The sequence below is a fragment of the Streptomyces sp. NPDC058674 genome, from assembly GCF_042716505.1.
Lineage (GTDB): Bacteria > Actinomycetota > Actinomycetes > Streptomycetales > Streptomycetaceae > Streptomyces.
In genome coordinates this window covers 129,013-155,342 of sequence record NZ_JBHXSC010000009.1, presented here as the reverse complement: position 1 = coordinate 155,342, position 26,330 = coordinate 129,013, and the positions used below count along the sequence as shown (strand labels likewise).

Genomic DNA, 26,330 nt, shown 5'->3' with positions numbered 1-26,330 from the left:
AGGGTCGCGCCCTGGATCGGGAACGGCACCGACATCCCCAGCGCGGTCAGCGCGGCGAGCAGCTCGGCGGGCATGTCCAGATCGGCGAACGCCTCGACCGCGGGCAGCGCGGGAGTGATCGTCTTCGGCAGGGCGAACTCGCCCTGCACGGCCGAGGAACGGCGGCCGCCGTATCCGGACCCGCCGGAGCGGCCGGAGCCGCCGCCGTATCCGGAGCCGCCCGAGCGGCTCGGCGCCGACGAGCCGAAGCGGCTGCCGCGGCCGGAGCCGCCGGAGCCGTACGAGCTGCCGGAGCTGTACGAGCTGCCGGAGCCGCCGGAGCTGTACGAGCCGCCTGCGGAGCTCGAAGAGCTGCCGCCGCGGCCTCGGGAAGAGCGGTCGTTCGTGCGCATGCGGTTCATGCTGAACCTTCCTCGATGCGGCGCGTATCGAGGAATTCCCGAAGGGGGATTCGCGAGAACGTGCCGGGGACAAGACGGGGCAGAGCCGTGCCGTGGTGCAAGGGCCGGTCTGCGGGGAGTGCGTGCCGCGCTGCGCACCGGTACGCCGGGGAGCCGGCGGGCGGTGTGGCGGGCAGGGATGGCGAGGCGGTGCACGGTGGAACGTGCTGCCGCCCGGCCGGACGATGGTGCGGGCCGGCTGCCGTGGGCGCCGTCACCCGCCGCCCGTGCGGGCCGGTCGCGGCCGACGGGGCACGGGAGGGGGAAATGCAACGAGCTGGGGCCCGCACCCCAAGGTGCGGGCCCCAGCTGCGTGTACGCGTCAGCGTCAGGCGGGAACGATGTTCTCGGCCTGCGGGCCCTTCTGGCCCTGCGTGACGTCGAAGGTAACCTTCTGGCCTTCCTGAAGCTCACGGAAGCCGGAGGAGGCGATGTTCGAGTAGTGGGCGAAGACGTCAGCGCCGCCGCCCTCCTGCTCGATGAAGCCGAAGCCCTTTTCCGCGTTGAACCACTTCACGGTGCCAGATGCCATATGAATTCTCCTTTGGGGCAATGCACCGGAATCGCACTGTGCGATTGCCGGAGTCGCCGCGATGATTGCCCCGACCGGAATGCACCGGCAAATAAAAAGTGCGCCCGCCGGAAAAATCCGGTGAGAGCACTTGTAAGTTTTTGGGAACCACAACTGCAACTGGGATCACAGTAGCACAGGGGGGTCGGGAGGGCGCAGGAGATTTCCCGCCGCGGCCGGTCGTGTCGGGAATGCCGGAGGAGGCCGTTCGAAATTCTGTATCTGCAAGAACAGATATCCGTGCCTCGAAGTCATATGAACGGCCCTGGCGGCTACGAGCCCCCGCGGCTCCGGCCCATCCGCTCGTTCAGCCGGAGCGCCTCCTCCAGCTGGTCCTCCAGCACGATGATCCGGCAGGCGGACTCCACCGGCGTACCGCTGTCGACGAGCTCCCTGGCCCGGGCCGCGATGCGCAACTGGTAGCGGGAGTAACGGCGGTGGCCGCCGGAGGAGCGGAGCGGGGTGATGAGCCGCGCCTCGCCCACGGCGCGGAGGAAGGCAGGGGTGGTGCCCAGCATCTCCGCCGCCCGGCCCATCGTGTACGCGGGGTAGTCGTCGTCGTCGAGACTGTCGGTGAGCGGGGACTTCTCAGGGGTCACCCGAGAGACGCTAACGCCGATGCGCAGGCATGTCTACTCTGGCCATGACAGCTTTTCTTCCCGGCGGGCCGCCGGACTTCTCGCCCGGTCGGATTCTTTTTCCCTGATGCGGCCCCGGATTCCGGTTGAGGCCCGCGGTACGGGGAATCCGCCGGCCCGCGGACCGGATCAGGGGGACGTGAGGAGCTCCACGATCCGGTCGGCACTCCAGCGGCCGGCCGCCCCGGGGCACTGCGCGAGGTAGTCCGCGACCGAGCGCTCGTCCCACGGGCCGGTCTCCAGCATTCCCGCGGCCAGGTACTTCACGTAGGCGGCTGACGGTGCGGCCCATTCCACGTCGTCCATGGCCCAGGGCGCCGTGAAGGTCAGCACCGGGACGCCCTCCAGTACGCCGGGGCAGATCAGCGTCTCGTACCGGCCGGGGCCCAGCTCCGCGCGCCCGGAGCGCAGTACGGCGCTCAGGTCGAGGTCGGTGCCCGGCTCCCGGTACATCTCCTGGGCGGCGATGTCGGAGAACTGCTGCGCCGTGACCAGATGGGCGCGGGCCCTGGTGCGGCCCGGCGCGGCCGGGTCGTAGAAGCCCCTGCCCCCCGTCCACATGACGGACTCCGTCGCGAAGTAGAGCCGTCCGTCCAGCTCGACCGGTACCGACCGCTCGGGCGCGCGGTGGTCACGGCACCCGGGATGGCTCAGGGAGGCTCCGGGAGGGGTGCCGCCCGCGATGTAGAAGGCGAGGCGGTCCATGTGCATGTTCGACCCGTACGACGTGTACCAGACCAGCTCAGGCGCCGTCTCCTCGATCCGGGCCGGCTCCACCGTGTGTACGACGATCATCGGGCTCCTCGGGCCGCCTCTGCGGGAAGCGTAGGGGCGATCCGCGGGCCGGGGCGGCCCGGGCGCGCCTATCGGGCCGCGGCGGTGGGGAGCGAGAGTCCGGCGTAGATCTGGTTGAGGGCGGTGGGCAGCAGCGCCTGGGCCGTGGTCCGGCCGTCGGGCGACCGGGTGAGGTTCGTCCAGATCACGAGCGTGACGTCGTTGTCAGGGTCGTGGCCGATGAAGGAGTTGAAGCCGGGCAGTTCACCGCCGTGGTAGTACATCGAGGCGTTCGGCCCGAAGCGCTGGTAGGCGATGCCGTACCCGTACTTCTGCCCGTCGGGCGCGGCCGGGTCCTCGGCCCGCGGGCTGCGGAGCCACTGCCGCTGGGCCGCGGGGTCCAGGACCTCGCCCCGCACCAGGGACCGGATCCACGCGGCCATGTCGTCGGCGGTGGAGACGACGCCTCCGGCGGCGGTGGCGTAGGAGGAGTTCTGGTGGGTGTAGTCCAGCGGCTTGAGCTGCCCCGAACGTGCCGCCGCTCGCATGTCGGCCGGGTAGGGCTGGTCCACCAGGGCGTAGGCCGAGCCGCCGTACATGTAGCCGTGCGCGTAGGGGGAGGGGAGGGAGACGTCGTCGGCGGCGGGCAGCGAGGTGCCCTTCAGCCCGAGCGGGGCGTACAGCCGGTCGTGGAGCTGCCGGGCCAGGGGCCTGCCGCCCGCCTTCTCGGCGACCAGGCCGAGCAGTGCGAAGTTGGTGTTGCTGTACTCGTAGGACGTGCCGGGCGCGAAGCCGGGCGGGTGCCGGAAGGCGATGTCCAGCATCTCCCGCGGAGTCCGGGCCTTCGCGGGCTCGGCGTCCATGCTCGCGGCGAGTTCGGGTGAGTCGGTGTAGTTGTAGAGCCCGCTGCGCATCGTCAGCAGCTGGGTGAGGGTGATGCGGTCGCCGTTCGGCACTCCGGCGACGTAGTCGGACACCGGATCGTCCAGTCGCAGCCGGCCGTCCTGGGCGAGGAGCGCGATCAGCGCCGCGGTCATGGTCTTGGTGTTGGAGGCGATCCGGATGTGGTCGCCGGTGGTGGGCGTGGTGTTCGTGCCCGACTCGGTCGTGCCGACGGCCGTCCGGAAGGTCCCCTGGGGGGTGCGGATCAGGACAACCGCTCCGGGAACCATGAGCTCCTTCACCACCCGCTCGACGGCGGACCGCAGCGCGTCCGGGTCGATGGGCCTCAGCGCGGCCGGCGTGGGCCGGGAGGTCGTCGCCGTCGCCGTGGTCGTGGCCGTCCTCGCGCCCCCCGGACCTGCGCCGGAGGGGTCCCCGGTGTGGGGCGGCAGCGCCCACCCCGCGACGAGCAGTGCGGCGCACGGCACGAGCAGGAGGGCGCGGCGGGCGGTCCGCTGAGCTCCGGAGGCGGCTCGGGAATGGCTCATGCCGACATCACTGCCCTCGTACTCGGCGGTCCGGGGCCACGGGACACATCACCCGATTTTACCAACGGGCCCGGTCAGGCGCCCGGTGATCAGTCCGGATCAGTCCGGATCGGTCCGGGTCCTCACGATGGCGTGAGTCCGGCCCGGCCCGGACTCACGCGGGCGGTGTGCCGCCCAACCGGAGTGATCCGGGCCACACGCTGTCACAGGGGGCGGCCCCGCGGTGTCTTGTGCCCGAAGCCCCGTGGAGCGAAGGAGACACCGTGACTGGGAACACCGCAGTGGTCGTGATCGGCGGCGGATACGCCGGCGTGCTGGCCGCCAACCGCCTGACGCAGCGCGCCGACGTGACCGTGACGCTGATCAACCCGCGCCCGGACTTCGTCCACCGCATCCGCCTGCACCAGCTGGTCGGCGGGACCGACAGCGCGGTCGTCGCGTACCGGGAGGTCCTGGGCGAGCGGGTCCGGCTGGTGGTCGACACCGTGGCCCGGATCGACGCGGCCGGGCGCAGCGTGGACCTGGCGGCCGGCGGCACGGTCGGCTACGACTACCTGATCTACGCCGTGGGCAGCGGCAGCGCGAAGCCGCGCGTGCCCGGCGCTGCCGAATTCGCCTACCCGCTAGCCGACATGGAGGAGGCGGAGCGGCTGCGGGCGGTCCTCGCCGCCGCACCCGCCACGGCGCCGGTGACGGTCGTCGGAGCCGGTCCGACCGGCATCGAGACCGCAGCCGAACTGGCCGAGGCCGGGCGCGCCGTGACCCTGGTCTGCGGAGGGGTGCTCGGGCCGTACCTCCACCCGCGGGGCCGGCGCTCGGTCACCGCGCGGATGACCGGGCTCGGCGTGACCGTGGTCGACGGCCCCGGTTCGACGGTGACGGCGGTGACCCGCGACGCCGTACGGCTCGCTGACGGCCGGGAGCTGCCGAGCGAAGTGACCGTCTGGACCGCCGGGTTCGACGTGCCGGACCTGGCCGTGCGCAGCGGTCTCAGCACCGACGCCCGGGGCCGCCTGCTCACGGACGAGACGTTGACCAGCGTGGACGACGTGCGCGTCGTCGCGGCCGGGGATGCGGCGGCGCCGTCGGACCTGCCGCTGCGGATGAGCTGCCAGGCCGCGATGCCCATGGGCGCACGGGCCGCCGACACGGTGCTCAGCCGTATCGCGGGCGAGCAGCCGGAGACCCTCAACCAGTCGTTCGCCGCCCAGTGCATCAGCCTGGGCCGACGCTCCGGCATCTTCCAGTTCGCCAACCGGGCGGACGTGGCCGTGTGGTTCAACATCGACGGTCGTACGGGCGCCAGGATCAAGGAGTTGGTCTGCAAGGTTGTCGTCAAGCACCTGGCGGACGAGGCGCACCGGCCCGGCGGGTACCGTCTGCACCGCGCCTCGGGAGGCGCGACGCGCCGGCGGCTGCTGCTGGAGGCCGGGCGGGCCGGGGCGCCGGCGAGCGCCGGAGGGGTCGCGGCGCACAAGGCGTGACCGAGGATGCACGGGGAGGGCCCCGGGACACCGGGGCCCCTGCGAGGGAGGAGGACCGAGACATGACCGACCACGCCACGGACCACGGCACCGACGGCGGAGCGGGCCGGACCGCGGCCGACGGCAGGGACGGCTCCCCGGCCGGCGGCAGGGGCGGCGCCACCGACCCGGCGACCGAGGCCTTCGTCGCCCACCGCAACCTGCTCTTCACCGTCGCGTACGAGATGCTCGGATCGGCGGCCGACGCCGAGGACGTCCTCCAGGAGACCTGGCTGCGGTGGGCCAAGGTCGATGTGGAGCAGGTAAGCGAACAGCGCGCCTACCTGGTCCGGATCACGACCCGTCAGGCCCTCAACCGGCTGCGCACCATGTCGCGCCGCAAGGAGTCGTACGTCGGGCCGTGGCTGCCCGAGCCGCTGCTCACCGCGCCGGACGTGGCCCAGGACGTCGAACTCGCCGAGAGCGTGTCGATGGCGGTCATGCTGGTCCTCGAAACGCTGTCGCCCACCGAACGCGCCGTCTTCGTGCTGCGCGAGGTCTTCGACGTCGGATACGACGAGATCGCGGCCGCCGTCGACAAGACCCCCGCGGCCGTACGCCAGATCGCGCACCGCGCCCGGCGCCACGTCGACGCCCGCCGCCCCCGCGAGGTGGTCTCCGCGAGCGAGACCCGGGCGGCCCTGGAGTCGTTCCGCCGTGCGCTCGACAGCGGGGACCTCCAAGGCCTCCTCGACGTGCTCGCGCCCGAGGTCGTCCTGCTCAGCGACGGCGGCGGCATCAAGCAGGCCGCGGTGCGGCCGATCAACGGCGCCGACAAGGTGGCCCGCTTCATGATCGGAGGGCTCGGCAAGAACCAACTCCCCCTCGACGTGGGCGTCTGCGCCGTCAACGGCCGGCCGGCGCTCGTCGTGCACCTGGACGGGGAGCTCGACGGCGTCATGGCGATCCGCGTGGAGGACTCCCGCATCGTCGGCCTCTACTACGTCCGCAACCCGGAGAAGCTCTCGCGGGTCGAAGCCGAGACCCCGCTCACCCTGCGGTGAGGCCGCGCCGCCCGGCGCGGGCCGCCGGGCTCGGGCCGCCGGGCGCGGGCGGCAGGGGGTCGGGCGGCAGGGGGTCGGGCGGCGGGGGGTCAGGCGCGGCGCGCCGCCCACACGGCGCGTTCGGTACGGACCGCGAGGTCGCCGCGGCGCAGGATGCCCTGGGGGCCGTCGGCGTCGAGCAGCCGGTCGAGGGCGCCGGCGTCCTCGGCGGTGAGGGTGTGGGCGGCGCTGTCGCGCAGGCGCTCCAGGCCGCGGAGCGCGTAGGGGCCGACGGCCCCGCTGCGGGAGCCGTCGACGTCCACGGTGATGGTGCGCTCGCCCTCGACGGTGAACCCGGCGGCGGCCAGCGCGGTGCCCCAGTCGGCGCCGCGGTGCGGCGCGTGTTCGGCGTGGTGGTGCGCGAGGGCGGCGTGGCAGCGCTCCTCCAGCCCGGGCCGCTCCTCCGGCGCGCTGTCGGGCAGGAAGCGGGGAAAGCCGGCCAGCTCGACGACGGCGAACAGGCCGCCGGGCACGAGCAGGTCGTGGACCTTGCGCAGGGTGCGGGCGGGGTCGGCCATGTGGTGCAGCGAGGCCGACGCCCACACCAGCTCGGGGCGGCCCAGGTCGGGCCAGTCGGCGTCGAGATCGGCCGCCACCGTGCGCACCCGGTCGGCGAGGCCGAGGGACCGGGCCTTGTCCCGGAGGCGGTGCAGGTGGTCGGCCGACGTGTCGACGGCAGTCACCGCCGCTCCGGGGAAGCGGGTGAGCAGGGCGAAGGTGCCGGCTCCGGTCCCGCACCCCAGGTCCACGATGTGCCGGGGCTCCGTCCGCACGGGCAGCCATGCGGTGACGGACGCGGTGTGCTCGGCGAGCACGTCCGCGTCCAGGTCGAGGATCTCGGCCTGGTTCCCGGAGTCGGGGGCGGACCGGTGGGCGGGGTGGGCACCGTCGTGTGCCGGGTGCGGGGAGGTGTGGGTCATGACGGCCACGCTAGGAGGACCGCGCCGTCGCGGCGCCATGGTTCCCCCGGTGCGCAAGACGATGGCCGGATGCGCTGCCGGACGCGCAAGAGCCCCGCCGGGCGCCCGCCGGCTCAGGCTCCGGGGTCGTCGCCGCCCTGGTGGCCGCGGCGGGCGTCGCGGTCGAAGACGCCCAGGATCTCGCAGGGCCCGCCCTCGGCGCCGATGGCGTGCGGCAGCATCGTGGGGAACTCCACCGCCTGGTTGGTCTCGACGCGCAGGCGCCGCTTCCCCAGCAGGAGCACCGCGGTGCCGGACAGGACGACGAGCCACTCGCGGCCCGGATGGGCCCGCATGCGCGCGGGGTTGTCCGGGGGCGGGTCGGTCATCCGCCGGCGCACGACGGTCATGCCCGGTTCGGCCTTCATGGGCCAGCGCATCTGCCCGTGGGCGGCGTCGATCACCGGGTTGGTGACGATGTCGTCGGCGGCGGTCTCCACGAGCTGGTCCAGGGAGGTGTCCAGGGCCCGGGCGAGGGTGACGAGCTGGTCCAGGGCCAGCCGGCGGCGGCCGGTCTCGATGCGGCTGAGCGTCGACTGGCTGAGGTGGGCTCGGGCGGCCAGCTCCGCCAGGGACCAGCCCTGTGCCACGCGCAGGGCCCGGAGCCGTTGCCGTACCAGGCCGTCCAGCTCACCGCCGTCTTGCGTCATGGGCACCATCGTATGCCTCGGCGGCACGGAGTCGCCGGGGGAACGCATGGAGGGGCCCTGGTGCCTATGGCACCAGGGCCCCGAAGGAACTACTACACCATCTGTCGGCCCTGATACTGCGCCGACCTCGTGTTTCCGCCGACCCGACCGAACTGCTGCCGGATGTGCGGGGATCGCGGTTGCTTGACCGGAGACCACCTCACTATCGATGTCCTGCGGTACCCGGACTCAGACTTCGGCCCGGGCGATCCCGATGGCGCTGCGCTCCTCCGTTCTTCCCTCATGGGTCGACTACTGGTCGACCGGTTGCTCGTACTGCTGGTACTGGTACAGCTGGTCATGCCGTTGCTGCTGATACTGCTCGTACTGCTGGTGTTGCTGCACTGCGTACTGCTCCGCGGCCTGTGACAGCGCCACGCTCCGGCAGCCAGCCCCGTCGCCCATCCTGCGTCTGCTCTGGCTTAGAACCCCACTGCCGAACTTCCCGGTGCGCGCGCCCGCAGTCGACGCCTTCACCGAGGTGCTGCTCACTGACTTCACTGCTGGGTCCTGCTCGTGGCGGCCCCTGATCACTGCGGGCCACCCGGTCCGGTCGTCAGCCCCGTCGCCGTCCTGCAACAACCCTGGCTTCGAAACTCCACCACCGCACCGTCCTGCGTACTGCAACTGCTTTGTACTGCGGATACTGCTGCCCGGCAGTTCGTCTCTGCCGGGCCCTTCGGTCTCTCTGGGCTACGAGAGAAACCATAACCACGTCACCGCGCAATGTCTACTCCGGCCGGGATAGATTTTCGTGTCCCCTGGTCAGAGCTAGCCCGCGGTGGCCCCAGGATGCGGAGAGCGGCCCGGACCGGGCCGGGGGCACCGAGGTCGCGCGGGAGCGCGCGGATTCCGTCCGGGCCGCAGGTCCCGCCTCCCCGCCGCCGGCTGACCGGGCGCCTCGCCGCCACAGGCGCCCCAGGGACCGGTAGAAGCGGTCCGGGAGGAACACGGCGTCCGCGACGATCATGACGCCGGAGAAGAGCGGGAGTCCCAGGACGAGCGCGATCCCCAGGTGCAGTCCCAACAGCATCGTCAGGACGGGGTATTTGAGCCTGCCGAACAGGACGAACGGGAAGGCGACCTGGAGCAGCACCGTCAGGTATCCGGCGACGGCCATTGCGACCGCGTGCTCGTCGAGCAGGACGGACAGCGCGGGCCACGGCCGGAACAGTTCGAGGTTCAGCACGTAGTGGAGGGCGGTCCCGTTGCCCCAGGAGCCGCCCTGCACCTTGTACAGGCCCGCGGACCCGTAGAGGAAGCAGACCTGGGCGGCGATGACGAACATGCCGCAGTTGTGCAGCACGGTGACCAGGGGCCGGCGGACATCGTGGAACCGGCGCCCGGGCCCCGTCTCGCGCCCCGGCCCGCGCCCGGACCGGAGCCGGAGCCGGTGCCCGATACGGCGCCCCGGCCGGGTGCCGTCCGCCGCCGGACCGCCCTCCCGGCGCGCGTCCAGCGACCAGCGGCGCCCGCACGCGGTGAGGACGAGGTACACGGACATGAGGAGGATGAGGTTGTCGCCCCCGTCCGTCATGAAGATCGCCCGGGCGTGGAACGACGCCACGACCACCGCGAACAGCACGGAGACGGCCCTGGTCCGCCAGCCCAGCGTGAACAGCACGGACGTGACCAGGGCGGCCGCGTAGCAGACCTCGAAGTACGCGCGGCTGTCGGACAGCAGGAGGATGCTGGCCCACCCGGTCTCGTCGAAGAGCTGCTCCGCCAGCGCGGGCGTCCAGGGCGAGCCGGGACCCCAGATCTCGTCGCGGTGCGGGAACTCGCGCAGGAGGAAGACGAAGTACAGCAGCCCGTACCCGATGCGCAGGACCGCCGCGGCGTACAGGGAGACCGGCCGCTCGGTCAGCAGGGCGAGGAGCGTGCCCGCGCGGTCGAGAAGGCGCTGCCCGGCGGGGCGGGTGGGGGCGGCGGCCGGTGCCGGCTCAGTCGGTTCCATGGGGGGCCACCTTCCACCAGGGCAGGTAACGGGTTTCGAGGGGCGTGACACCGGCCGCGGCCGGGCTGACGCCGCCTGCCGTGTGCGGGGGTGCGACGGGGAGCGTGACCACGCGCAGCTGGATGGATTCGAAGGAGCCGCCCCGGTGGGCGGCGACGCGGTCCGCCGCGATGTTGCGCAGGTACGTCCGCATCATCACGGCCCGCTCCGTACGCGGCTCGTCGTCACCGCCGAACGCTTCGAGGTAGGAACTCCAGGCCCGGCGCAGCGTGTTCTGCGCCGTGTGGCTCGGGAAGGGGTTGTGCTCGACGGCGGAGCTGTCCAGGGCGCTCAGGTCGAACCAGCCGCTCACCTCCACGGCGCCGTCGGGCGCCGTCCGTGCGGTCCTCGCGGAGATGTGCCGGTTGACCGACTCCGGGTCCGGGGCGAACAGCCGCCAGTTCTGCTCGAACAGGGGGAAGACCCACGCATTGATCGGTCGGCTGTACAGCTGCGAGACGGCGTTCGGCGGCGCTACGTGCAGGAACACCAGGAGGACATGGATCAGCGCCGCTGCCAGGCACAGGACGACGGCGGCCGCGGTTCCGGCCTTCAGCGGACCGGTCGGGCCGGCCGGGCCGGCGGACCCGGGCGGCCCGGTGGATCCGGGCGGGCGGGTCTCATCCCCGTACGCGTGCGGGCCGCCGCCCCGGTCCTCGGCGGCCGCTCCGGCGTCGGTGCGTTCCGGTTCCGTCACGCCCGCTGACTGGACACCACCCACCACGGCCCCACCCGGCCTTCCTGTCTCGACTGCTCATGGCTTCGTTTCCCGTTCCTTCCGGCTTCCGCGCGACGTCCGTCGCGCTCGCGCGGAGCGGGCCGGCTGCCCCGGCAGCCGGCCCGCGGTGAGACCTACGCGCGCCGGTCGTGGCCGCCAGGTCCGCCGTGCTCGTCGTGCCCGCCAGGTCCGCCGTGCTCGTCGTGCCCGTCCGGTCCGCCGTGCTCGCCGTGTTCGCCGTGCCCGTCCGGTCCGCCGTGCTCGCCGTGACCGTGCTCGCCGTCGTCACCGCGACCGTGTTCACCGTGCTCGCCGTGACCGGGCTTGCCGGGCTTGCCGTGCGTCTCGTGACCGGGGAAGCCCGGGAAGTCATGGCCGGGCTTTCCGGGCGGCTTGGGGATGCCGCCTCCGGACACGCCGCCGAGCGTTCCGCCCGTGATCGGGCCCGCGGTGCCGCCCGTGGTGCCGCTCGTGGTGGTACCCGCGACGACGCCGCCCGTCCCTCCGCCCAGCACGCCGCCGAGCAGGCCGCCGCCGGTCGTCGCTCCGCCGAGCACGCCGCCCAGAAGGCCTCCGGAGGTGGTGCCGCCGGTCACCAGGCCGCCGGTCGCCGTGCCACCGGTCACCGGGCCGCCCGTGGTGCCGCCGGTCACCGGGCCGCCGGTGGTGCCGCCGGTCACCGGGCCGCCCGTGGTGCCTGCGATCACACCGCCCGTGACCACGCCGCCGGTGGTGCCTCCGGTGGTGCCTCCGGCACACGTCCCGCGGTTGATCGTGTTGGTGTCCATGGTCACCGCGCCGTTACGCGCCAGCGCCCGGCCGTTGATGTCCGCGCCCGTGGTCAGCGTGATCGAGGTCAGGGCCATGATGGTGCCCACGAAGTTGGTCTCGGTGCCGAGGGTGGCCGAACTCCCGATCTGCCAGAAGACGTTGCAGGGCGAGGCGCCGTTGATGAGGGACACGTTGCTGGAGCTCGCCGTCGTCAGGCCCGAGGCGACCTGGAACACCCATACGGCGTTGGGGTTGCCCTGGGCGTCCAGCGTGAGCGTCCCGGTGAGTCCGAGCGTGGAAGGCGCGGTGTACACACCCGGGACCAGCGTCAGGCCCCCGGCGTCCGCGGGCAGAAGCGCGTCCGTGGCCTGGCCGGCAGCGTTGTTGTAGGCGGTGACCAGGTCGCTCTTGGCGTCCAGGCCCACTTGGTCGACCGGCCCGGAATGCTGGGCACCGAACACGACGCCGGGCGGGAACCCGCTGATGGCCGTCCCCGGGCTCACTCCGAGGTCACCGGTGATCACCGAGGGGCCGGTGTTGGTGATCTCCGAGCCGGCCAGCACGGCGAAGCTGGTGGCCGTTCCCAGCGGTACGGGTGTGGCGATCGCGTTCGCCGGGGTCGGGGTCACCCCGACCACGGCGGAGGCGATCACCGTCGCGAGGGCCGTCGCGATCCAGACGGGCGTGGTGCGCCGTAGCGCCGCGCCAGAGATTTTCAGCGTCATCGAGGGGCCAACTCCTGTAAGTGGATGGTGGCGTAATTGACGGTCCCGGTCACATGCGACCGTCTCTCTGTCGCTGGCATATTACGCAGAAATCTGCACCGTCCCGGGGATTCATCCGGGCGGTTTTCCGCGCAATTCATCATTCGGTTCGGCGGAAAATAATAAGAAGAATGGGATGCCTCCGATGGGCCGTGTGGGGGAAATGGCCATTCTTGTGTCGCTGCGGCCCGCGCTACGAGAATCCGTGGTGCCACGGGGGGAGAGCCGGCCGCCGGCATGCGCCGACACGGCGTGACGGCGGGCCGAACCACCCCTGTGACATGGCATTCTGCTCGCCAGTGCAGGCTTCTCGAAGCGAAGGAACACAGCTCGTGGGCGTCGACATCAATCCCACCGTCAGCAGGCGCCGACTGGGATCGGAACTGCGTCGGCTCCGGCAGGTCTGCGGTATGACGACCCGGCAAGTGGCGGAACAGCTGCTGATTTCCCAGCCGAAGATCAGCCTTTTGGAAAACGGCCGCCGCCCCGTCAAGTCGCGCGACGTCCGCGATTTCTGCCGGCTGTACGGAGTCCAGGACCAGGGGCTCGTCGACGACCTGATGCGACTGTCCCGGGAATCGGGCCGGCAGAGCTGGTGGAACGTCTACGGTGATGTCCCGTACGGCGCCTACATCGGCCTGGAGTCCGAGGCCGCGGCGATCCGGACCTTCGAGCCCCTGGTGATTCCGGGCCTCCTGCAGACCCCCGCCTATGCCCGGGCGGTCATCGCAGGAACGATCCCTCATGCCACCGCCGCCCAAGCCGCCGCGCGCCTGGAGGTACGGCTGCGGCGCCAGCACCGGCTGGGCGATCCCGACGACCCGCTGCGCCTGTGGGCCGTACTGGACGAGTCGGCTCTGCGGCGTGTCGTGGGCAGTCCCGAGGTCATGCGCGAGCAGCTCGAACACCTGAACCACCTCGGTGGGCAGCCGCAGATCACCGTGCAGGTCCTGCCGCACGACGTGGGGGCCCACCCCGGCGTCTCAGGACAGTTCTCCCTGCTCGAATTCGCGGGCACCACCGATGCGAGCGTGGTGTACCTGGAGGGGTTCACCAGCGACCTCTACATGGAGAAACGATCCGACGTGCGGCTCTACCGGGACATGTACGCGCACGTGCAGGCCCGGGCGCTGAGCCCGGACGACACGCGGCAGTTCATCACCGACGCCGTCAAGGCGTACCTCGACATGGACCCCCGACCGGCCCCCCGTCCCTCACCGCGATCTGTCCGTCCTCGATCCACGCACGAAGCTTCTCCGGATTGCGGACCGCCCAGATACGGACGATCCGGCCGTCGGTGATGTCGAACGCGGCCACCGTCACGGGGACGCCGGCGCGCCGGGCGACCAGGCCGGGCCGACCGTTGACCGTGTGCTCCAGGAGCTCCAGCCCAGGGGCTTTGTCCGCGATGTGGATCAGGTACTGCGCGATGCTCTTACCGCCTTCGACCGGGCGCAGGACGGTGCCGACCAAACCGCCGCCATCGGCGGTCATCGTGGCGTCAGGGTCGAGGAGACCGACCAGGGCCTCGATGTTCCTCGACTCCCACGCCTCCTTGAAGTGCCGCACCAGACCGGCCTGCCCGGCTGCCGGCGCCGTCGGAATCCGCGCGGCACGAATGCGCCGACGGCCCGAGGACGCCAGTTGCCGGCAGGCCGCGGGGGTCCGGCCGACGATGTCCGCGATCTCTGCGAAGGGGTATCGGAAGACGTCGTGCAGGACGAACGCGACGCGTTCGGCCGGCGTCATCGCCTCCAGGACGACGAGGAAGGCCATGTTCACCGACTCGTCCAGGGTGATCCGGTCGGCGGGGTCGCCCGGCTCGGCCCGGCCGTCGCCCGCCCGCCCGCTGATCCACTCCGCCCGGTCCGGCAGCGGCTCGGGTATCCACGTGCCGACGTAGCGCTCGCGCCGGGCCCGCGCCGAGCCGAGCACATCCAGGCAGACCCGGCCGGCCACGGTCGTCAGCCAGGCGCCGGGCGACGCGATGGCCTCCTGCTGCTGCCGCGACATCGCGTACCAGCGGGTGTACGTCTCCTGCACGGCGTCCTCGGCCTCGGCCAGCGAACCGAGCAGCCGGTAGGCGAGATTGATCAGCCGGCGCCGCTCGCCGACGATCGCGCTCAGGTCCGGCTCGGATGGGGTGCTCATGGTCGCGACCGCTCCCTGGTTCTGCTCGTCCGATTCGGCTCTCGCCCCTCCGACGAAACACCGCGCCGGCCTGTGAGGCCGGCGCCGCACCTCACATGTCGCGGGCCTGCGTCGTCGGACTGGTGAGACACCGCCGATCGGCCGCCGCGAGGCAGAAGAGGGGACCACATCATGGCCGTACAGACGACGACGGCACCCGGCAGGTTCACGTTTCTGCACGTTTCGATCGCCTTGCAGACCTCGGCTCTCCTCTTCCAGGCGGTCACCGCCGGAATGCTGCTCTCCTCCTCCCTCGGCGCGGCCCTGCACGACATCGGATCGCGCGTGATGTACGGCGCGTCGATGCTGTACGTACTCGCCGCGATCCTGGCGTGGCGGCCGGGCGGCGGATCGCCCCGCCCCATCCTGTACGCGTCCGGCTTCCTCACCCTCGCCTCGGTACAGGTGGTCCTCGGCATCGCGCACCTGCCGTCGCTGCACGTTCCCCTGGGCATCCTGATGTTCGGGTTGAGCGTGCTGGCACTGTGCCGGGTCCTGGCCGGCGCCCGCGGCGTCAACGCACTGCGGCATGGCCGGTGACGCCCGCCGGGCATCGAGGCATCGAGGCGCCGAGCCGCAGCTCATGCGCACGCTCCGCCATGGCGGGGCCGCAGGCCGTCGTGCCTGCGGCCCCGCTCGGGCGTAGGGGTCAGGACGGGTCGCCGTACTGGAGGCCGCGTCCGTTGGTGCCGACGTAGACGCGGCCGTAGGTGTCGGGGTCGCCGGTGATGACGCCGACGCCGCCGATGGCGCCCCACTGGTGGGCGTCGTCGTTGACGCGGAGCCAGGTGGCGCCCTTGTCGGTGGAGCGGAAGACGCCGGTGACGTCCTTGACGGTACCGATCAGGTACAGGGTCTGGTAGGAGCCGCCCGGCGCGGCCTTGCCGAAGCCGAGGGCGGAGGCGGACTTCACCGTGGTGAGCGTGGTGAAGGTGTGGCCGCCGTCGGTGGAGTGCAGCAGCCCCTTGGCGCCGTCGGCGATCCACAGGTCTCCGGCGACGCCGGGGACGGCCGTGAGCCGGCCGGCGGGCAGGCGGGTGGCGCGGGCGGTGAAGGTCGCGCCGCCGTCGGTGCTGGCGTGGAGCGTGCCGCCGGCCAGTGAGTAGAAGGTCCTGGCCGAGGAGCGGTCGGCGACGACCACGGCGTCGGCGCCCAGCCCGCTGACCTTCGACCAGCTCGCCCCCTTGTCGGTCGAGCGGTAGGGGGCCTGGCCGGCCTGGGTCCAGACGATGGCCGAGCCGTCCGCCGAGAGCGCGACACGGCCGCTGGCGGCGCTGCCCACCGGCTCTGACGGGAAGCCGGTCCAGCTGCTGCCGCCGTCGGTGGAGTAGGCGCCGTCCTGCTTGCCGCCACGGCCGACGCGGACCATCAGCGAGGGGTTGGACTGGGCGAAGTCGATGTCGGTGCTGGTGATCATCATCGGGTTGTCCAGCCGCCCGGCGGGCACCTTGGTCAGGGAGTCGTGGCGGAAGCCGCCCAGGTCGCCCATGGCGGTGATCACGGTGGCGCCGCCGGGCGGGGCGATCGCGTCCATCAGGGAGGTCTCCTCCAGCCCCCGGGTTCCCACCGTCCAGTGGCTGGTGCCGCCGCTGTCGGTGGCGTGGGCGTCCTTGCTGCGCCAGATGCCGCTGCCGGTGCCGTACAGCACGTGACCGGAGTTGAAGGGGTCGATGGCCATGGCGCTCATCCAGTGCCCGATGCCGGTACCGACGTAGGGAGCGCCGGAGGCGTCCCGCTCCGACTTCGCGGCCTGGGCCTTCCAGGTCGTACCGCCGTCGGTGCTCCGGTACAGCTCGTCCTGGGGCCACCAGCGGTGCAGGGTGGTGACCATCACGGTGGACGGCTTCTGCGGGTCGACGGCCAGACCGGAGAACCCGTAGTTGCCGCTGGACGGGGAGATGTTCTTCCACGCCCCGCCGGCCGGCGTGTGCTTCCACACCGAGCCCGCCGTCGCGTCGCCGATGGAGTTGGCGTACGTCAGGTACAGCGAGCCGTCACCCGAGACCACGCCGTGCTGCGGCATCTCGCCGGTGGGCTGCCCGGAGACGGCCTGCCAGGTGCTGCCGCCGTCGGTGGAGCGGTACAGGGAGGTGGACTTGTCGGCGACACCGACGTAGACCGTCTTGCTGCCGACCGGGCCGTACGTCACGAAGGCGATGCCCGCCCCGCTGCTCGCGCCGTCCTTGACGGGGAACGAGGAGACCTGGCTCCACGTCACACCGTGATCGGTGCTGCGCCACAGGCCGTTCTTGCGGGTGCCCAGCAGCAGGGTGCCGTTGTCCGCGGGGTTGACCGCCAGCCGCTCGCCCGCCCCGCGGCCGTGCTCATTGGCACCCAGCTTGAACGGCAGCGCGGTGCGCTGGAAGGTGCGCCCCCGGTCCGTGGAGCGCAGCATCTCCGCGTTGCCCGCCCAGTCGTTGGTGTAGGTGCCCGCCGCGAGGTAGAGCCGGTTGGGGTCGACGGGGTCGGTGGCCAGTGAGTCGATGCCCAGCAGGTTCCAGTCCTTCTCGCCGACCCAGTCGGTCAGCGGGATCCACTGCTCGGCCGCGGTGTCCCAGCGGTAGGCGCCGCCCATGTCGGTGCGCGCGTACAGCAGACCCTTCTCGCGGGGGTTGAACACCAGCCCCGTGACGTAACCGCCGCCCACCACCTGGGCGTTCTTCCACGCGTACGGTCCGGCCGCGGCCGTCTGGGCCGTGGCGGCCTTCACCAGCCGCCACTGCTGATTGGTGCTGCCCTTGCCCTGGTACTGGATGACTGCCGCGCCGTCGGCCGTGGAGCCTCCGGAGACGTCCAGGACCCGGCCGCTCCTGCGGGAGGTGAAGGTGACGGCGTCGGAACCGCCCACCCCGTCGATCCGCCACTCCTGGGAGGCGGAGGAGCTGTCGGTCTGCTGCTCGGCGGCCGCCTGGGCGGTCGAATCGCCCGCGATGCCCAGCACTTTGCCGCTGTTGCGGTTCACCAGCTCGTAGTAGCCGTCCCCGGTGGGCCGCAGCCTCCACTGCTGATTGGCGGTGTTCTGGTCGGTCCACTGCTGGATGCGGGTGCCGTCGGCGGTGGAGAAGCCGTTGACGTCCAGCACCTTGCCGCTGCGCACGGAGACCAGCCGGTAGTAGGCATTGCCGTCGACCGTCGCGGCGTGTGAGTCCTCCTGCACGAACAGGAGATACGGCACGACGATGGCGGGGACGCCGAACAGCAGGCCGGTCGCGGTCCAGCGACGGCGGTGACGCCCGCGGCGACCGTCGTTCGTGGGGCTCTTCATGGGGGTTCTCCTTGCATGCCACCGGAGGAAGGGTGGATCCGGCTGTCGGAACGGCCGGATCCGACTCCTTGTGGTCGCCGGCCCCGCGAAGGGTTGCCTTGAACCGGAAACTTTTCTTTCGCGTCAACTCGCCGTGCGGTGGGCGCTGATCAGTGGACGATCGTTGACGCGGGGCATTGGCGTGGGGCATTGGCGTGGGGCACATACCCTTGCCGTCGCCGCGGTGCGGCGCCGTACTCGGCGGATCGCTCCCCTGCTGGAGGTGGGAATGGGACTCATGGACGTGGACCACGCGGAGCTGGTCGTCGCGGCGCAGGCCGGTGACGACCGGGCGCGCGAGGAGCTGATCGCCGCGTACCTGCCGTTGCTCTACAACATCGTCGGGCGAGCGCTGGGCGGCCATGCCGACGTCGACGACGTCGTCCAGGAAACCCTGCTGCGCGTGGTGCGCGACCTGCCCGGCCTGCGCGCCCCGGAGAGCTTCCGGTCCTGGCTGGTGGCGATCACCCTCCGCCAGATCACCACCCACTGGCAGCGGCAGCGCGCCGTCGCCGGCCGGACCACGGTCATCGACGAGGCGCTCCGGATACCGGATGCCGGCGCCGAACCCGAGGACGTGACGATCCTGCGTCTGCACGCGTCGGACGAGCGCCGCCGGGTGGTCGAAGCCGGCCGGTGGCTCGACCCGGAACACCGGGTGCTGCTGTCGCTGTGGTGGCAGGAGTGCGCCGGCTCGCTGAGCCGTGCCGACATGGCCGAGGCGACGGGGCTCACCGTTGCCCACGTCGGAGTACGCCTGCAACGCATGCGCGAGCAGCTGGAACTGAGCCGGACCATCGTCGCCGCGCTGGAGACCGACCCGCGCTGTCCGCAGTTGGACGAGACCCTCGTCGGCTGGGACGGCCTCCGGGCGTCGGTGTGGCGCAAGCGGATCGCGCGGCACACCCGCGACTGCCCGGTCTGCACGGCGACGACGACGACACGGGTTCCGGCCGAACTGCTGATCCTCAGTCTCGCGCCGCTGGGCGTCCCGGCCGGACTCCTCGCCGCGCTGGCCGCCAAGGGCCTGCTGTCGGGTACGGCAGTGAGCGCCGCCGGGCTGGCCACGGCCCCCGTCGCCGTCGCGACGGCGACGGCGACGGCGACGGGGGGAGGCGGCCTGCACAGCGTGCTGATCGGCAAACTCCACGCGGTGACCGCTCATCCGCTGGTGAGCCTGGCCACCGGCGCGGTGCTCGTCGCCGGGACCGCCACCTACGCGACCTGGCCCGAACCGGCGCATCGGGAGCCCGCGGTCGTCGCCGCTCCCACGGCCGGCAGTCCCACGCCGGTCCCGTCGCCGACCACCACGTCGCCCACCACCACGTCGGACGGGCCGTCCCCGGCGGGTCCGTCCGCCGCCGCGGGCACTGTCCCGCTGGGCGCACAGTCGCTGGAGTCCGTGGCCGACCCCGCCCTGTACCTCACGTACGCCGGCGACTTCGCGACGCTCGGCCGCGTCTCCGCGTCCAGCAGCGCGCAGGCACGGCAGCGGGTGACCTTCACGGTCATCCGGGGGCTGGCGGACACACGGTGCGTCACCTTCCGCGCCGCCGACGGCCGCTTTCTGCGCCATCGGGACCTGCGGCTACGGCTGAGCACCAACGACGGCAGCGAACTGTTCCGGACAGACGCCACCTTCTGTCCGCGCCCCGGGGCGGTCGCCGGGTCGGTCACCCTGCACGCGCACAACTATCCCGGATCGGTCCTGCGCCACCGTGACGGTGGCATCTGGCTCGACGGCTCGGACGGCACACGGGCCTTCGCCGGTCAGGCCTCCTTCCTCGTGCGCAGGGCCTGGGCCGGCGCGCTGTGAGCATGCCGGGGCCGGGTGCTGCGCCCAGTCCGTCTCCGAGCCGCACTCGTCGACGGCCGACTCGCCGCGACCGGCCTCAAGGCTGACCACCGCAACCGCGACGACCGCCGCCACGACGCCACGACGCGAGGCACGACGCCACAGGGACGACCGGACCGCGGGGTCCGGCATAACGCTTTTCGCCTGCGAGATGCATCACCGGGCAATCGTCCGGCCCGCGCGACTTTTCCGTTACGAGAGCGCACGTCCGGAGGCCTCCCTTACGTGGGGTCCTCTTCCCGCCGCTCACCATGCGGTGCCGGCGTGGCGGGTTCCCCGACTTCACCCGTCGACCCATCCCCGGACGAAAGCGCCTCCCATGACGCGACACACCCACGAACCCCGGGCGGCCGGTACGCAGGAACGGCTCCACGTCCTGCACCGCACCCACCCCGCGGCGGATCGGACCGTACCGGCCGACGCGCGCACGACCACGGCACCCAGGGTGACCCGCGACCCCCGAGGAGAATCATGAAGGGCCTGCACCGGCTCGCCCGGCCGCGCCGAACAGCGGCGATCGGACTGTCGGCCGCGGCGCTGCTGGCCGGTGTCGTGACGCTCCTCCCCAGCTCCGCCGGAGCAGCGAACCTGGGTACGCAGGCATCCCCCTCGGGCAGGTACTTCGGCACCGCTGTGGCCGCCGGCAGGCTCGGCGACGCGAAGTACACCGCGATCTCCGACCGGGAGTTCAACATGATCACCCCGGAGAACGAGATGAAGTGGGACGCCATCGAACCGTCCCGCGGCAACTTCGCCTTCGGCTCCGCCGACCGGATCGTCGACCGTGCCACGGCACACGGCCAGCGCCTGCGCGGCCACACCGCGGTCTGGCACTCGCAGCTCCCGTCCTGGGTCAGCTCCATCGGCGACGCGAACACGCTGCGCACCGTGATGAACAGCCACATCACCACCTTGATGTCCCACTACAAGGGCAAGATCTACGCCTGGGACGTGGTCAACGAGGCCTTCGCCGACGGCTCCACCCAGCACCGCAGCTCCGTGTTCCAGAACGTGCTGGGCAACGGCTTCATCGAGGAAGCGTTCCGCACCGCCCGCGCGGCGGACCCCTCGGCCAAGCTCTGCTACAACGACTACAACATCGAGAACTGGTCGGACGCCAAGACCCAGGGCGTCTACAGCATGGTCAAGGACTTCAAGTCCCGCGGCGTGCCGATCGACTGCGTCGGACTCCAGAGCCACTTCGGCGCCGGCGGCCCGCCGTCCAGCTTCCAGACCACCCTGTCCAACTTCGCCGCCCTGGGCGTTGACGTCCAGATCACCGAGCTGGACATCGCCCAGGCGTCGCCCACCCACTACGCCAACACGGTCAAGGCCTGTCTGGCCGTGGCCCGGTGCACCGGCATCACGGTATGGGGCATCCGCGACAGCGACTCCTGGCGCAGCGGCGAGAGCCCGCTGCTGTTCGACAACAACGGCAACCCCAAGCCCGCCCACACCGCGGTCGTGAACGCCCTCAAGGCCGCCGCCCCCGGCACCCCCACCGGCGGGTCCGGTACCGGTCAGATCAAGGGCGTCGCCTCCGGTCGGTGCATCGACATCAGCGGCTCCACCACCGCGAACGGCACCCAGGCACAGCTGTGGGACTGCAACGGACAGACCAACCAGCGCTGGACCCACACCTCCGGCAAGCAGCTGGTGATCTACGGCAACAAGTGCCTGGACGCCAAGGGCACCGGCAACGGCACCGCGGTGGTCATCGGGGACTGCGACGGCGGTACCGGCCAGCAGTGGAACATCAACACCGACGGCACGATCGCGGGCGTCCGGTCCGGGCTGTGCCTCGACGCCGTCGGCGCGGCCACCGCCAACCGCACCAAGATCCAGCTGCACTCCTGCTGGTCCGGCACCAACCAGAAGTGGACCGGCCCGTCCGGGACGCCGACCCCGACGACGCCCGCGCCGCCGGGCGCCACCTGTGCTCTTCCGTCGACGTACCGGTGGACGTCGACGGGTGCGCTGGCGCAGCCGGCGAACGGGTGGGGCTCGCTGAAGGACTTCACCAGCGTGCTGTACAAGGGCAAGCACCTGGTCTACGGGTCGAACACGTCGGGCTCCTCGTACGGCTCGATGGCGTTCGGTCCCTTCACTAACTGGTCGGACATGGCGTCGGCCGGCCAGACCGGCATGGGCCAGGCCGCGGTGGCGCCCACGCTGTTCCACTTCGCGCCCAAGAACATCTGGGTGCTGGCGTACCAGTGGGGTTCGTGGCCCTTCATCTACCGCACGTCGAGCGACCCCGCCAACCCCAACGGCTGGTCCGCGCCGCAGCCGCTGTTCACCGGTGGCATCCCCGACTCCCCCACCGGCCCGATCGACCAGACCCTGATCGCCGACGGCCAGAACATGTACCTGTTCTTCGCCGGGGACAACGGCAAGATCTACCGGGCGAGCATGCCGATCGGGAACTTCCCGGGCAGCTTCGGCTCGTCGTACACGACGGTCATGAGCGACACGGCGGACAACCTGTTCGAGGCGGTGCAGGTCTACAAGGTCCAGGGCCAGAACCAGTACCTCATGATCGTCGAGGCGAGGGGTGCGAACGGGCGCTACTTCCGCTCGTTCACGGCCTCCAGCCTGAACGGTTCGTGGACCCCGCAGGCCGGCAGCGAGAGCAACCCCTTCGCGGGCAAGGCCAACAGCGGTGCCACCTGGACCAACGACATCAGCCACGGTGACCTGGTCCGCAACAACCCCGACCAGACCATGACCATCGACCCCTGCAACCTCCAGTTCCTCTACCAGGGCAAGTCCCCGACGGCGACCGGCCCCTACGACCGCTTGCCGTACCGCCCGGGTGTCCTCACCCTGCGGCGCTGACCCACCCCGATCCGCGGCGCCGCGCGCACGCGGTGCGGGACCCCTGAGCAGGTCGGGACAAGACGCCGCCCCAGGTCGCTGACCTGGGGCTGCGTCATGCTGACCGCTACTCGCCGCCGCTACTGGCACGTTGTGGCACGGCCACCGAGTCGGCGTGCCCCGCGCCTGGCGCGAGGTGGCCGTCCCCGCCGGCTCCGGGCTTCGTTGAGGATGTCGCGAGAAGGGCAGGGTCACTTCCCTGTACGCGGCCCGGCTGGCGGAGATGAACCCTTTCGGACTTGCTACTCGTGACCACAAGCCTCACCGCCGCTGAAGTCGGCGAAGCCACGGCGAATCCGGTGGGCGGCGCAGGGCTGCGGGAGACTGGTGCACCCTACGGAGAGGGGCAGCGGTGTCGACGGACCGACGACCGATGGATCTTGCGGCATACGTTGAGCGCACACGGAGCGGTCCGTGCTTCGTCTGTGCCTTTCTTGCCGGGAACCCCGACTACTCGCACGAGACGGTATTCGAGGATGCCCACCACGTGGCGTTCCTGGACAGGTGGCCCACTGTGCCGGGCAAGGTTCTCGTTGCACCGAAGGCGCACGTCGAGCACGCCGTGCGCGACCTGGGCGAGGAGGCTTACACCCGACTCATGCTCTTCGTCCGGGAGATCGCCCTTGCCGTCGAGGCTGTCTGCGAGCCGGAACGGACGTACCTCTACTCGCTCGGCAGCCAGCAGGGCAATGCGCATCTGCACTGGCACGTGGCCCCCCTGCCGGCGGGCGTTCCGTACCCCAAGCAGCAGTTCCACGCTCTGATGACGGAGAACGGTGTCCTGTCACTGCCGCCGGACCAAGCGGCCGAGACGGCTGGACGCCTGCGCGAGGTGCTCGTCGCCAGAGGGCTCCTCAAGGAGGGGTGACCGGCGACACGTGTGGTGTCGGAAAAGGCATCCGGCCGGGGCGTTCCCGCGAGTTGGGGCGCGCGGAGGGCCCGGCAAAGGCTGAGAGATCCAGAAACAACGAAGCCCCAGGTCGCTGACCTGGGGCTTCGTGGACGATCGCGGCGAGGTAGGTGGGCTTGCCCTCGCGGACGTCGTCCCCAGCCGGCTTACCGGTCGCGGCCGGGTCGCCGAACACACCTGCGAGGTCGTCTCGGAGCTGGAAGGCGATTCCGGCGCTCCGGGTGCGCAGGTCATGTGCGGCGCGGTCGAGCTGGGCTTCGGCGAGCAGGTCCTCGTCCCATACCAGCGCGAGGTCGCCAGCGAGTACGGCTCCGGCGAGGCCGAAGTGGTCCGCATCGCCGCGCATGCCTTCGGAGCGGTGGCGGGCGGCGAAGTCGAGTGGGCCGCCGCGGCTCCTCGCCGAAGGCCCGAGCGGTCCATCACAGCGTCGTGGATGAGGGCGAGTGCCTGGAGCAGTTCTAAGGAGGCGGCGACCTTCAGGGCGGACCGGGCGCCCGGGTCTTCGGCGGGCCGGCCCGCGGCGCGCCATCCCCACCAGGCGAATGAGGCGCGCAGACGCTTGCTGCCACGCAGTACGAAGGCGGCCAGGGGAGGGGCCACCTCGTCGCAGAACACCGGGTCGAGGGATTCCGCGTCGGCCAGGCGGCCGTAGAGCCATGTGGTCAGGACGACTTCCACGGCTCCGGCGCTGTCGGAGTCCGGGTGCGGCACGTGCGCGTCGCAACGGGACTTCGGCAGGGTCGGCAAACGGGCGGGGTGCATGGGGTCCGCTATTGGGGGCGAGAGGGTGGCGACTTGTTCTGCTGCTCAGAGTGGCGGAGGAGGACTGCCCAGGCCAGGGGTTGTAGCGGGGGTGTGCTGCCGTCCGCGCTTGTACGGAGATCGGCGCGCCACCACTGCACCGAGGCATGGGCATCCGGCGAAAGAGGAGCGGCGGCGCGCCGTGGGAGCCTCGGGAGCGTTCGTCCGTCGGTCCGGGTGCCCTTGCGGGTGTCATCGTGCGTGGACGAATCCCGCTCCAGGGCGTTCTCGATGGGTTATGCGTCAGCCCAAGCGGCCCTGGAGGACGGCTGTGCACTTCATGAACGTGGCATCCTTCGTGAGGGTGGTACCGAAGGCATCGTTGATACGCGCGGCACCGGCTTCCTTCAGTGCGAAGTTCGTGGATCCCACCGTGACCTCGAAAGTGGTCAGGCTCGTGGGACGGCCACTGACGCTTCCGGGCACCAGGGGGTATGCGACCTCGGCTCGTGCTCCCGTCTGCGGCGCCTGCCCTGGCCGTGTCGTTTGCGGTGTCGCGCTCAGGGCACCCAGCGGGGTTTCGCCGGACGGCTTCAGTACGTCGAGCCGAGTCCCGTCCTTGCCGACCAGGGAGATGCCGCCCTCCATGTCCAGCTTGCCTTGGAAGGTCGAGCTCATCGAACCGGACACCTTGTCGAAGCGGACGCCACCGCCGGGAAGGACGTCGGCGGGGGCCGCGGCCTCGACGCTCATGCCCCGTTCGTTGAGTACGGCGGTCAGGGCCCCGGTGGGGAAGCAGTCGACGGTCCCGCCCGTGACGCTGCCGGCCCGTACGTCGGCGGCAAGGGCATATGAGGCCGCACTCACCGTGAGTAGGGCGCAGGCCAAAGAAATTACATAACGGCGACGCAAGGGGACTCCGATCGTTGAATGGGGGTGGTGATCACCATAGGAGATCGAAGCTTCAATCTGGGGGGTCGAATGGGTGAATTGGTTTCGCGGGGACCGGTATTCAACATTCGGGTCATCGGGACATCTGCTTCCGGATCGGCCTGCTCGAACCCTCTCGGTAGCGGGGTGCCCGTCGGTGGGCGCCGTCCGGTACTACAGCCGGTTGTTCACGTGACGTGATGACGGGCGGACTCGTTGGTGGGGGGCGACCCGCGGTCGTGTCATTCGTTCGGGTGTGACGCAGCCGGTCGGCGGCGTGTCCCGTGCCGACGGGCGGAGGGGTCCGACAAGGGTCGATGATCACCCGGTCGGCGGAAGTTTCCATGAGTGGCGCCCGGTGTGCGGAGCGGCAGTGCTGCGGACCGCCGCTCCGCCGGCGCGTAGGGTCACGGCCAGCCTCTTACGGCAGGCTTCGCTGCGTGATCACATGAGAAGGATATTTGGTGTCGCATTCTCTAATCGATACTGCCGTCCTGCCGACGGCCAGTGACAATGCATTTCGGATCGGCCTGCAACTGGTGGAGCTGCACGGCGAAGAAACGCGGCCCCGGCAGTTCGAGATGGCAGGGCTTCAGTGGCAACTTCTTCCCCAGGTATTCGCTCCGACCCACACCGCGTCAACTGTGCTGTTCACCGAATGGCTGCCGTTTCCCGTGGGGGGAACCTTTCTGGAAGTGGGCTGCGGTGCCGGGGTGACGGCTGTGGTGGCCGCGTTGCAGGGGTGCTCACGGGTCACAGCCGTTGACATCGATCCGACTGCGGTGCGAAACACCGAGCTCAACGCGGCCCGCCATGGAGTGCTCGATCGCCTGCGGGTCCTGCGAAGCGACCTCTACAGTGCTGTGGCCGCCGACGAGAAGTTCGACCTCGTGTTCTGGAACTCCAATGTCATCTTCGCTCCGGACGATTTCGTCTACACCCGCGGGGTACAGCGCGCGATCTTCGACCGCAGCTACGCCGCGCACGACCGGTATCTCCGTGAGGGGCTGAGGCGACTGACGTCCGGGGGCCGGATGTTCCTGGGTTTCAACAGCCTCGGCGACGCGGGCCGGCTGACCGAGCTGGTCGCTGCATCCGGTGCGCGGATCACCGAACGTCGGCGGGCGACCCGCCACGCGGGAGGTGCCCCCGTCACGTTCCAGCTGCTCGAGGTGACGCGGTCCAGCGGCTCGAAGGCCGCGTGATC

Annotated in this window: 21 protein-coding genes and 3 pseudogenes; 9 read left to right on the top strand and 15 right to left on the bottom strand. The window is 71.2% G+C overall.

The features are described from left to right. The 5 genes and pseudogenes from ACFWU6_RS07875 to ACFWU6_RS07855 form a co-directional block, all read right to left on the bottom strand. Positions 1–401: pseudogene (locus ACFWU6_RS07875) on the bottom strand (hypothetical protein); the annotation flags it as partial. Between the two features lie 367 nt (positions 402–768). Beyond that, positions 769–972, bottom strand: coding sequence for a cold-shock protein (locus tag ACFWU6_RS07870; protein WP_030011983.1), 204 nt, complete (start codon positions 970–972; stop codon positions 769–771). A gap of 311 nt (positions 973–1,283) precedes the next feature. Continuing rightward, positions 1,284–1,610, bottom strand: coding sequence for a MerR family transcriptional regulator (locus ACFWU6_RS07865; protein WP_383808622.1), 327 nt, complete (start codon positions 1,608–1,610; stop codon positions 1,284–1,286). A 168-nt stretch (positions 1,611–1,778) separates the two neighbouring features. Further along, on the bottom strand, positions 1,779–2,444 hold the full coding sequence (locus ACFWU6_RS07860; protein WP_383808620.1) for a histone deacetylase: 666 nt from the start codon (positions 2,442–2,444) through the stop codon (positions 1,779–1,781). A gap of 68 nt (positions 2,445–2,512) precedes the next feature. After that, positions 2,513–3,853, bottom strand: coding sequence for a serine hydrolase domain-containing protein (locus ACFWU6_RS07855; protein WP_383979289.1), 1,341 nt, complete (start codon positions 3,851–3,853; stop codon positions 2,513–2,515). A gap of 263 nt (positions 3,854–4,116) precedes the next feature. Here ACFWU6_RS07855 and ACFWU6_RS07850 point away from each other — a divergent pair, with 263 nt between their 5' ends. Together ACFWU6_RS07850 and ACFWU6_RS07845 are read left to right on the top strand one after the other, a co-directional pair. Further along, positions 4,117–5,337: an NAD(P)/FAD-dependent oxidoreductase gene (locus tag ACFWU6_RS07850; RefSeq protein ID WP_383808615.1), complete on the top strand. Its 1,221-nt coding sequence runs from the start codon at positions 4,117–4,119 to the stop codon at positions 5,335–5,337. A 62-nt stretch (positions 5,338–5,399) separates the two neighbouring features. Further along, entirely contained in the window at positions 5,400–6,380 is a 981-nt protein-coding gene (locus tag ACFWU6_RS07845; RefSeq protein WP_383808612.1) for an RNA polymerase sigma-70 factor, read from the top strand. 89 nt (positions 6,381–6,469) lie between these two features. On the opposite strand, the gene ACFWU6_RS07840 is transcribed toward ACFWU6_RS07845, so the two are convergent. Both ACFWU6_RS07840 and ACFWU6_RS07835 read right to left on the bottom strand, forming a co-directional pair. After that, the gene (locus ACFWU6_RS07840; RefSeq protein WP_383979286.1) at positions 6,470–7,339 is read right to left on the bottom strand and encodes a class I SAM-dependent methyltransferase; all 870 of its coding nucleotides are present in this window, start codon (positions 7,337–7,339) and stop codon (positions 6,470–6,472) included. Positions 7,340–7,452: 113 nt separating this feature from the next. Further along, positions 7,453–8,028, bottom strand: coding sequence for a helix-turn-helix domain-containing protein (locus ACFWU6_RS07835; RefSeq protein WP_383808607.1), 576 nt, complete (start codon positions 8,026–8,028; stop codon positions 7,453–7,455). 282 nt (positions 8,029–8,310) lie between these two features. Between ACFWU6_RS07835 and ACFWU6_RS07830 the strand changes: the two genes are divergently transcribed. Further along, positions 8,311–8,436, top strand: a complete 126-nt coding sequence (locus tag ACFWU6_RS07830; protein WP_383808604.1) for a hypothetical protein — start codon at positions 8,311–8,313, stop codon at positions 8,434–8,436. Between the two features lie 361 nt (positions 8,437–8,797). Here the strand turns inward: ACFWU6_RS07830 and ACFWU6_RS07825 are convergent, their stop codons facing one another. The 3 genes from ACFWU6_RS07825 to ACFWU6_RS07815 all read right to left on the bottom strand — a co-directional run bounded on the left by ACFWU6_RS07825 (position 8,798) and on the right by ACFWU6_RS07815 (position 12,277). Then, complete coding sequence (locus ACFWU6_RS07825; protein ID WP_383808601.1) at positions 8,798–10,024, bottom strand: HTTM domain-containing protein; 1,227 nt, start codon at positions 10,022–10,024, stop codon at positions 8,798–8,800. Next, the gene (locus ACFWU6_RS07820; protein WP_383979283.1) at positions 10,011–10,760 is read right to left on the bottom strand and encodes a DUF5819 family protein; all 750 of its coding nucleotides are present in this window, start codon (positions 10,758–10,760) and stop codon (positions 10,011–10,013) included. The genes ACFWU6_RS07825 and ACFWU6_RS07820 overlap by 14 nt, the downstream gene beginning before the upstream one ends. A gap of 155 nt (positions 10,761–10,915) precedes the next feature. Then, the gene (locus ACFWU6_RS07815; RefSeq protein ID WP_383808595.1) at positions 10,916–12,277 is read right to left on the bottom strand and encodes an ice-binding family protein; all 1,362 of its coding nucleotides are present in this window, start codon (positions 12,275–12,277) and stop codon (positions 10,916–10,918) included. A 371-nt stretch (positions 12,278–12,648) separates the two neighbouring features. Between ACFWU6_RS07815 and ACFWU6_RS07810 the strand changes: the two are divergent. Continuing rightward, positions 12,649–13,530: pseudogene (locus ACFWU6_RS07810) on the top strand (helix-turn-helix domain-containing protein); the annotation flags it as partial. On the opposite strand, the gene sigJ reads toward ACFWU6_RS07810, so the two are convergent. After that, on the bottom strand, positions 13,487–14,467 hold the full coding sequence (sigJ, locus tag ACFWU6_RS07805) for an RNA polymerase sigma factor SigJ (RefSeq protein ID WP_383979281.1): 981 nt from the start codon (positions 14,465–14,467) through the stop codon (positions 13,487–13,489). The pseudogene ACFWU6_RS07810 and the gene sigJ overlap by 44 nt on opposite strands. Before the next feature lie 171 nt (positions 14,468–14,638). Between sigJ and ACFWU6_RS07800 the strand changes: the two genes are divergently transcribed. Continuing rightward, on the top strand, positions 14,639–15,046 hold the full coding sequence (locus ACFWU6_RS07800) for a hypothetical protein (protein ID WP_383979278.1): 408 nt from the start codon (positions 14,639–14,641) through the stop codon (positions 15,044–15,046). A gap of 109 nt (positions 15,047–15,155) precedes the next feature. On the opposite strand, the gene ACFWU6_RS07795 is transcribed toward ACFWU6_RS07800, so the two are convergent. After that, complete coding sequence (locus tag ACFWU6_RS07795; RefSeq protein ID WP_383979275.1) at positions 15,156–17,771, bottom strand: RICIN domain-containing protein; 2,616 nt, start codon at positions 17,769–17,771, stop codon at positions 15,156–15,158. Between the two features lie 268 nt (positions 17,772–18,039). Between ACFWU6_RS07795 and ACFWU6_RS07790 the strand changes: the two genes are divergently transcribed. From ACFWU6_RS07790 to ACFWU6_RS07780, 3 genes are all read left to right on the top strand, one after another. Beyond that, complete coding sequence (locus ACFWU6_RS07790) at positions 18,040–19,626, top strand: sigma-70 family RNA polymerase sigma factor (protein ID WP_383979271.1); 1,587 nt, start codon at positions 18,040–18,042, stop codon at positions 19,624–19,626. A gap of 510 nt (positions 19,627–20,136) precedes the next feature. Then, positions 20,137–22,503 carry a non-reducing end alpha-L-arabinofuranosidase family hydrolase gene (locus ACFWU6_RS07785; protein ID WP_383979268.1) on the top strand — a complete coding sequence of 789 codons (2,367 nt, stop codon included), beginning with the start codon at positions 20,137–20,139 and terminating at the stop codon, positions 22,501–22,503. Positions 22,504–22,894: 391 nt separating this feature from the next. Continuing rightward, positions 22,895–23,410: an HIT family protein gene (locus tag ACFWU6_RS07780; protein ID WP_383808581.1), complete on the top strand. Its 516-nt coding sequence runs from the start codon at positions 22,895–22,897 to the stop codon at positions 23,408–23,410. Here ACFWU6_RS07780 and ACFWU6_RS07775 read toward each other — a convergent pair. The 3 genes and pseudogenes from ACFWU6_RS07775 to ACFWU6_RS07765 form a co-directional block, all read right to left on the bottom strand. After that, a complete protein-coding gene (locus ACFWU6_RS07775; RefSeq protein WP_383979265.1) occupies positions 23,397–23,798 on the bottom strand; it encodes a polyprenyl synthetase family protein in 402 nt (133 codons plus the stop codon). The genes ACFWU6_RS07780 and ACFWU6_RS07775 overlap by 14 nt on opposite strands. Positions 23,799–23,836: 38 nt before the next feature. Then, positions 23,837–24,214 (bottom strand): annotated as a pseudogene (locus ACFWU6_RS07770) (polyprenyl synthetase family protein); the annotation flags it as partial. Between the two features lie 282 nt (positions 24,215–24,496). Further along, complete coding sequence (locus tag ACFWU6_RS07765) at positions 24,497–24,946, bottom strand: hypothetical protein (protein WP_383979262.1); 450 nt, start codon at positions 24,944–24,946, stop codon at positions 24,497–24,499. A 641-nt stretch (positions 24,947–25,587) separates the two neighbouring features. Between ACFWU6_RS07765 and ACFWU6_RS07760 the strand changes: the two genes are divergently transcribed. Further along, positions 25,588–26,328, top strand: a complete 741-nt coding sequence (locus ACFWU6_RS07760; protein ID WP_383979259.1) for a 50S ribosomal protein L11 methyltransferase — start codon at positions 25,588–25,590, stop codon at positions 26,326–26,328. Positions 26,329–26,330: the final 2 nt, after the last annotated feature.

Excerpts from the sequence above, each read along its gene's own strand:
- ACFWU6_RS07870 (WP_030011983.1), bottom strand. The coding sequence starts at position 972 with ATGGCATCTGGCACCGTGAAGTGGTTCAACGCGGAAAAGGGCTTCGGC.
- ACFWU6_RS07860 (WP_383808620.1), bottom strand. The coding sequence starts at position 2,444 with ATGATCGTCGTACACACGGTGGAGCCGGCCCGGATCGAGGAGACGGCG.
- ACFWU6_RS07855 (WP_383979289.1), bottom strand. The coding sequence starts at position 3,853 with ATGAGCCATTCCCGAGCCGCCTCCGGAGCTCAGCGGACCGCCCGCCGC.
- ACFWU6_RS07845 (WP_383808612.1), top strand. The coding sequence starts at position 5,400 with ATGACCGACCACGCCACGGACCACGGCACCGACGGCGGAGCGGGCCGG.
- ACFWU6_RS07840 (WP_383979286.1), bottom strand. The coding sequence starts at position 7,339 with ATGACCCACACCTCCCCGCACCCGGCACACGACGGTGCCCACCCCGCC.
- ACFWU6_RS07835 (WP_383808607.1), bottom strand. The coding sequence starts at position 8,028 with ATGACGCAAGACGGCGGTGAGCTGGACGGCCTGGTACGGCAACGGCTC.
- ACFWU6_RS07830 (WP_383808604.1), top strand. The coding sequence starts at position 8,311 with ATGGGTCGACTACTGGTCGACCGGTTGCTCGTACTGCTGGTACTGGTA.
- ACFWU6_RS07825 (WP_383808601.1), bottom strand. The coding sequence starts at position 10,024 with ATGGAACCGACTGAGCCGGCACCGGCCGCCGCCCCCACCCGCCCCGCC.
- ACFWU6_RS07815 (WP_383808595.1), bottom strand. The coding sequence starts at position 12,277 with ATGACGCTGAAAATCTCTGGCGCGGCGCTACGGCGCACCACGCCCGTC.
- sigJ (WP_383979281.1), bottom strand. The coding sequence starts at position 14,467 with ATGAGCACCCCATCCGAGCCGGACCTGAGCGCGATCGTCGGCGAGCGG.
- ACFWU6_RS07800 (WP_383979278.1), top strand. The coding sequence starts at position 14,639 with ATGGCCGTACAGACGACGACGGCACCCGGCAGGTTCACGTTTCTGCAC.
- ACFWU6_RS07795 (WP_383979275.1), bottom strand. The coding sequence starts at position 17,771 with ATGAAGAGCCCCACGAACGACGGTCGCCGCGGGCGTCACCGCCGTCGC.
- ACFWU6_RS07790 (WP_383979271.1), top strand. The coding sequence starts at position 18,040 with ATGGGACTCATGGACGTGGACCACGCGGAGCTGGTCGTCGCGGCGCAG.
- ACFWU6_RS07785 (WP_383979268.1), top strand. The coding sequence starts at position 20,137 with ATGAAGGGCCTGCACCGGCTCGCCCGGCCGCGCCGAACAGCGGCGATC.
- ACFWU6_RS07775 (WP_383979265.1), bottom strand. The coding sequence starts at position 23,798 with ATGCGCGGCGATGCGGACCACTTCGGCCTCGCCGGAGCCGTACTCGCT.
- ACFWU6_RS07765 (WP_383979262.1), bottom strand. The coding sequence starts at position 24,946 with ATGAGCGTCGAGGCCGCGGCCCCCGCCGACGTCCTTCCCGGCGGTGGC.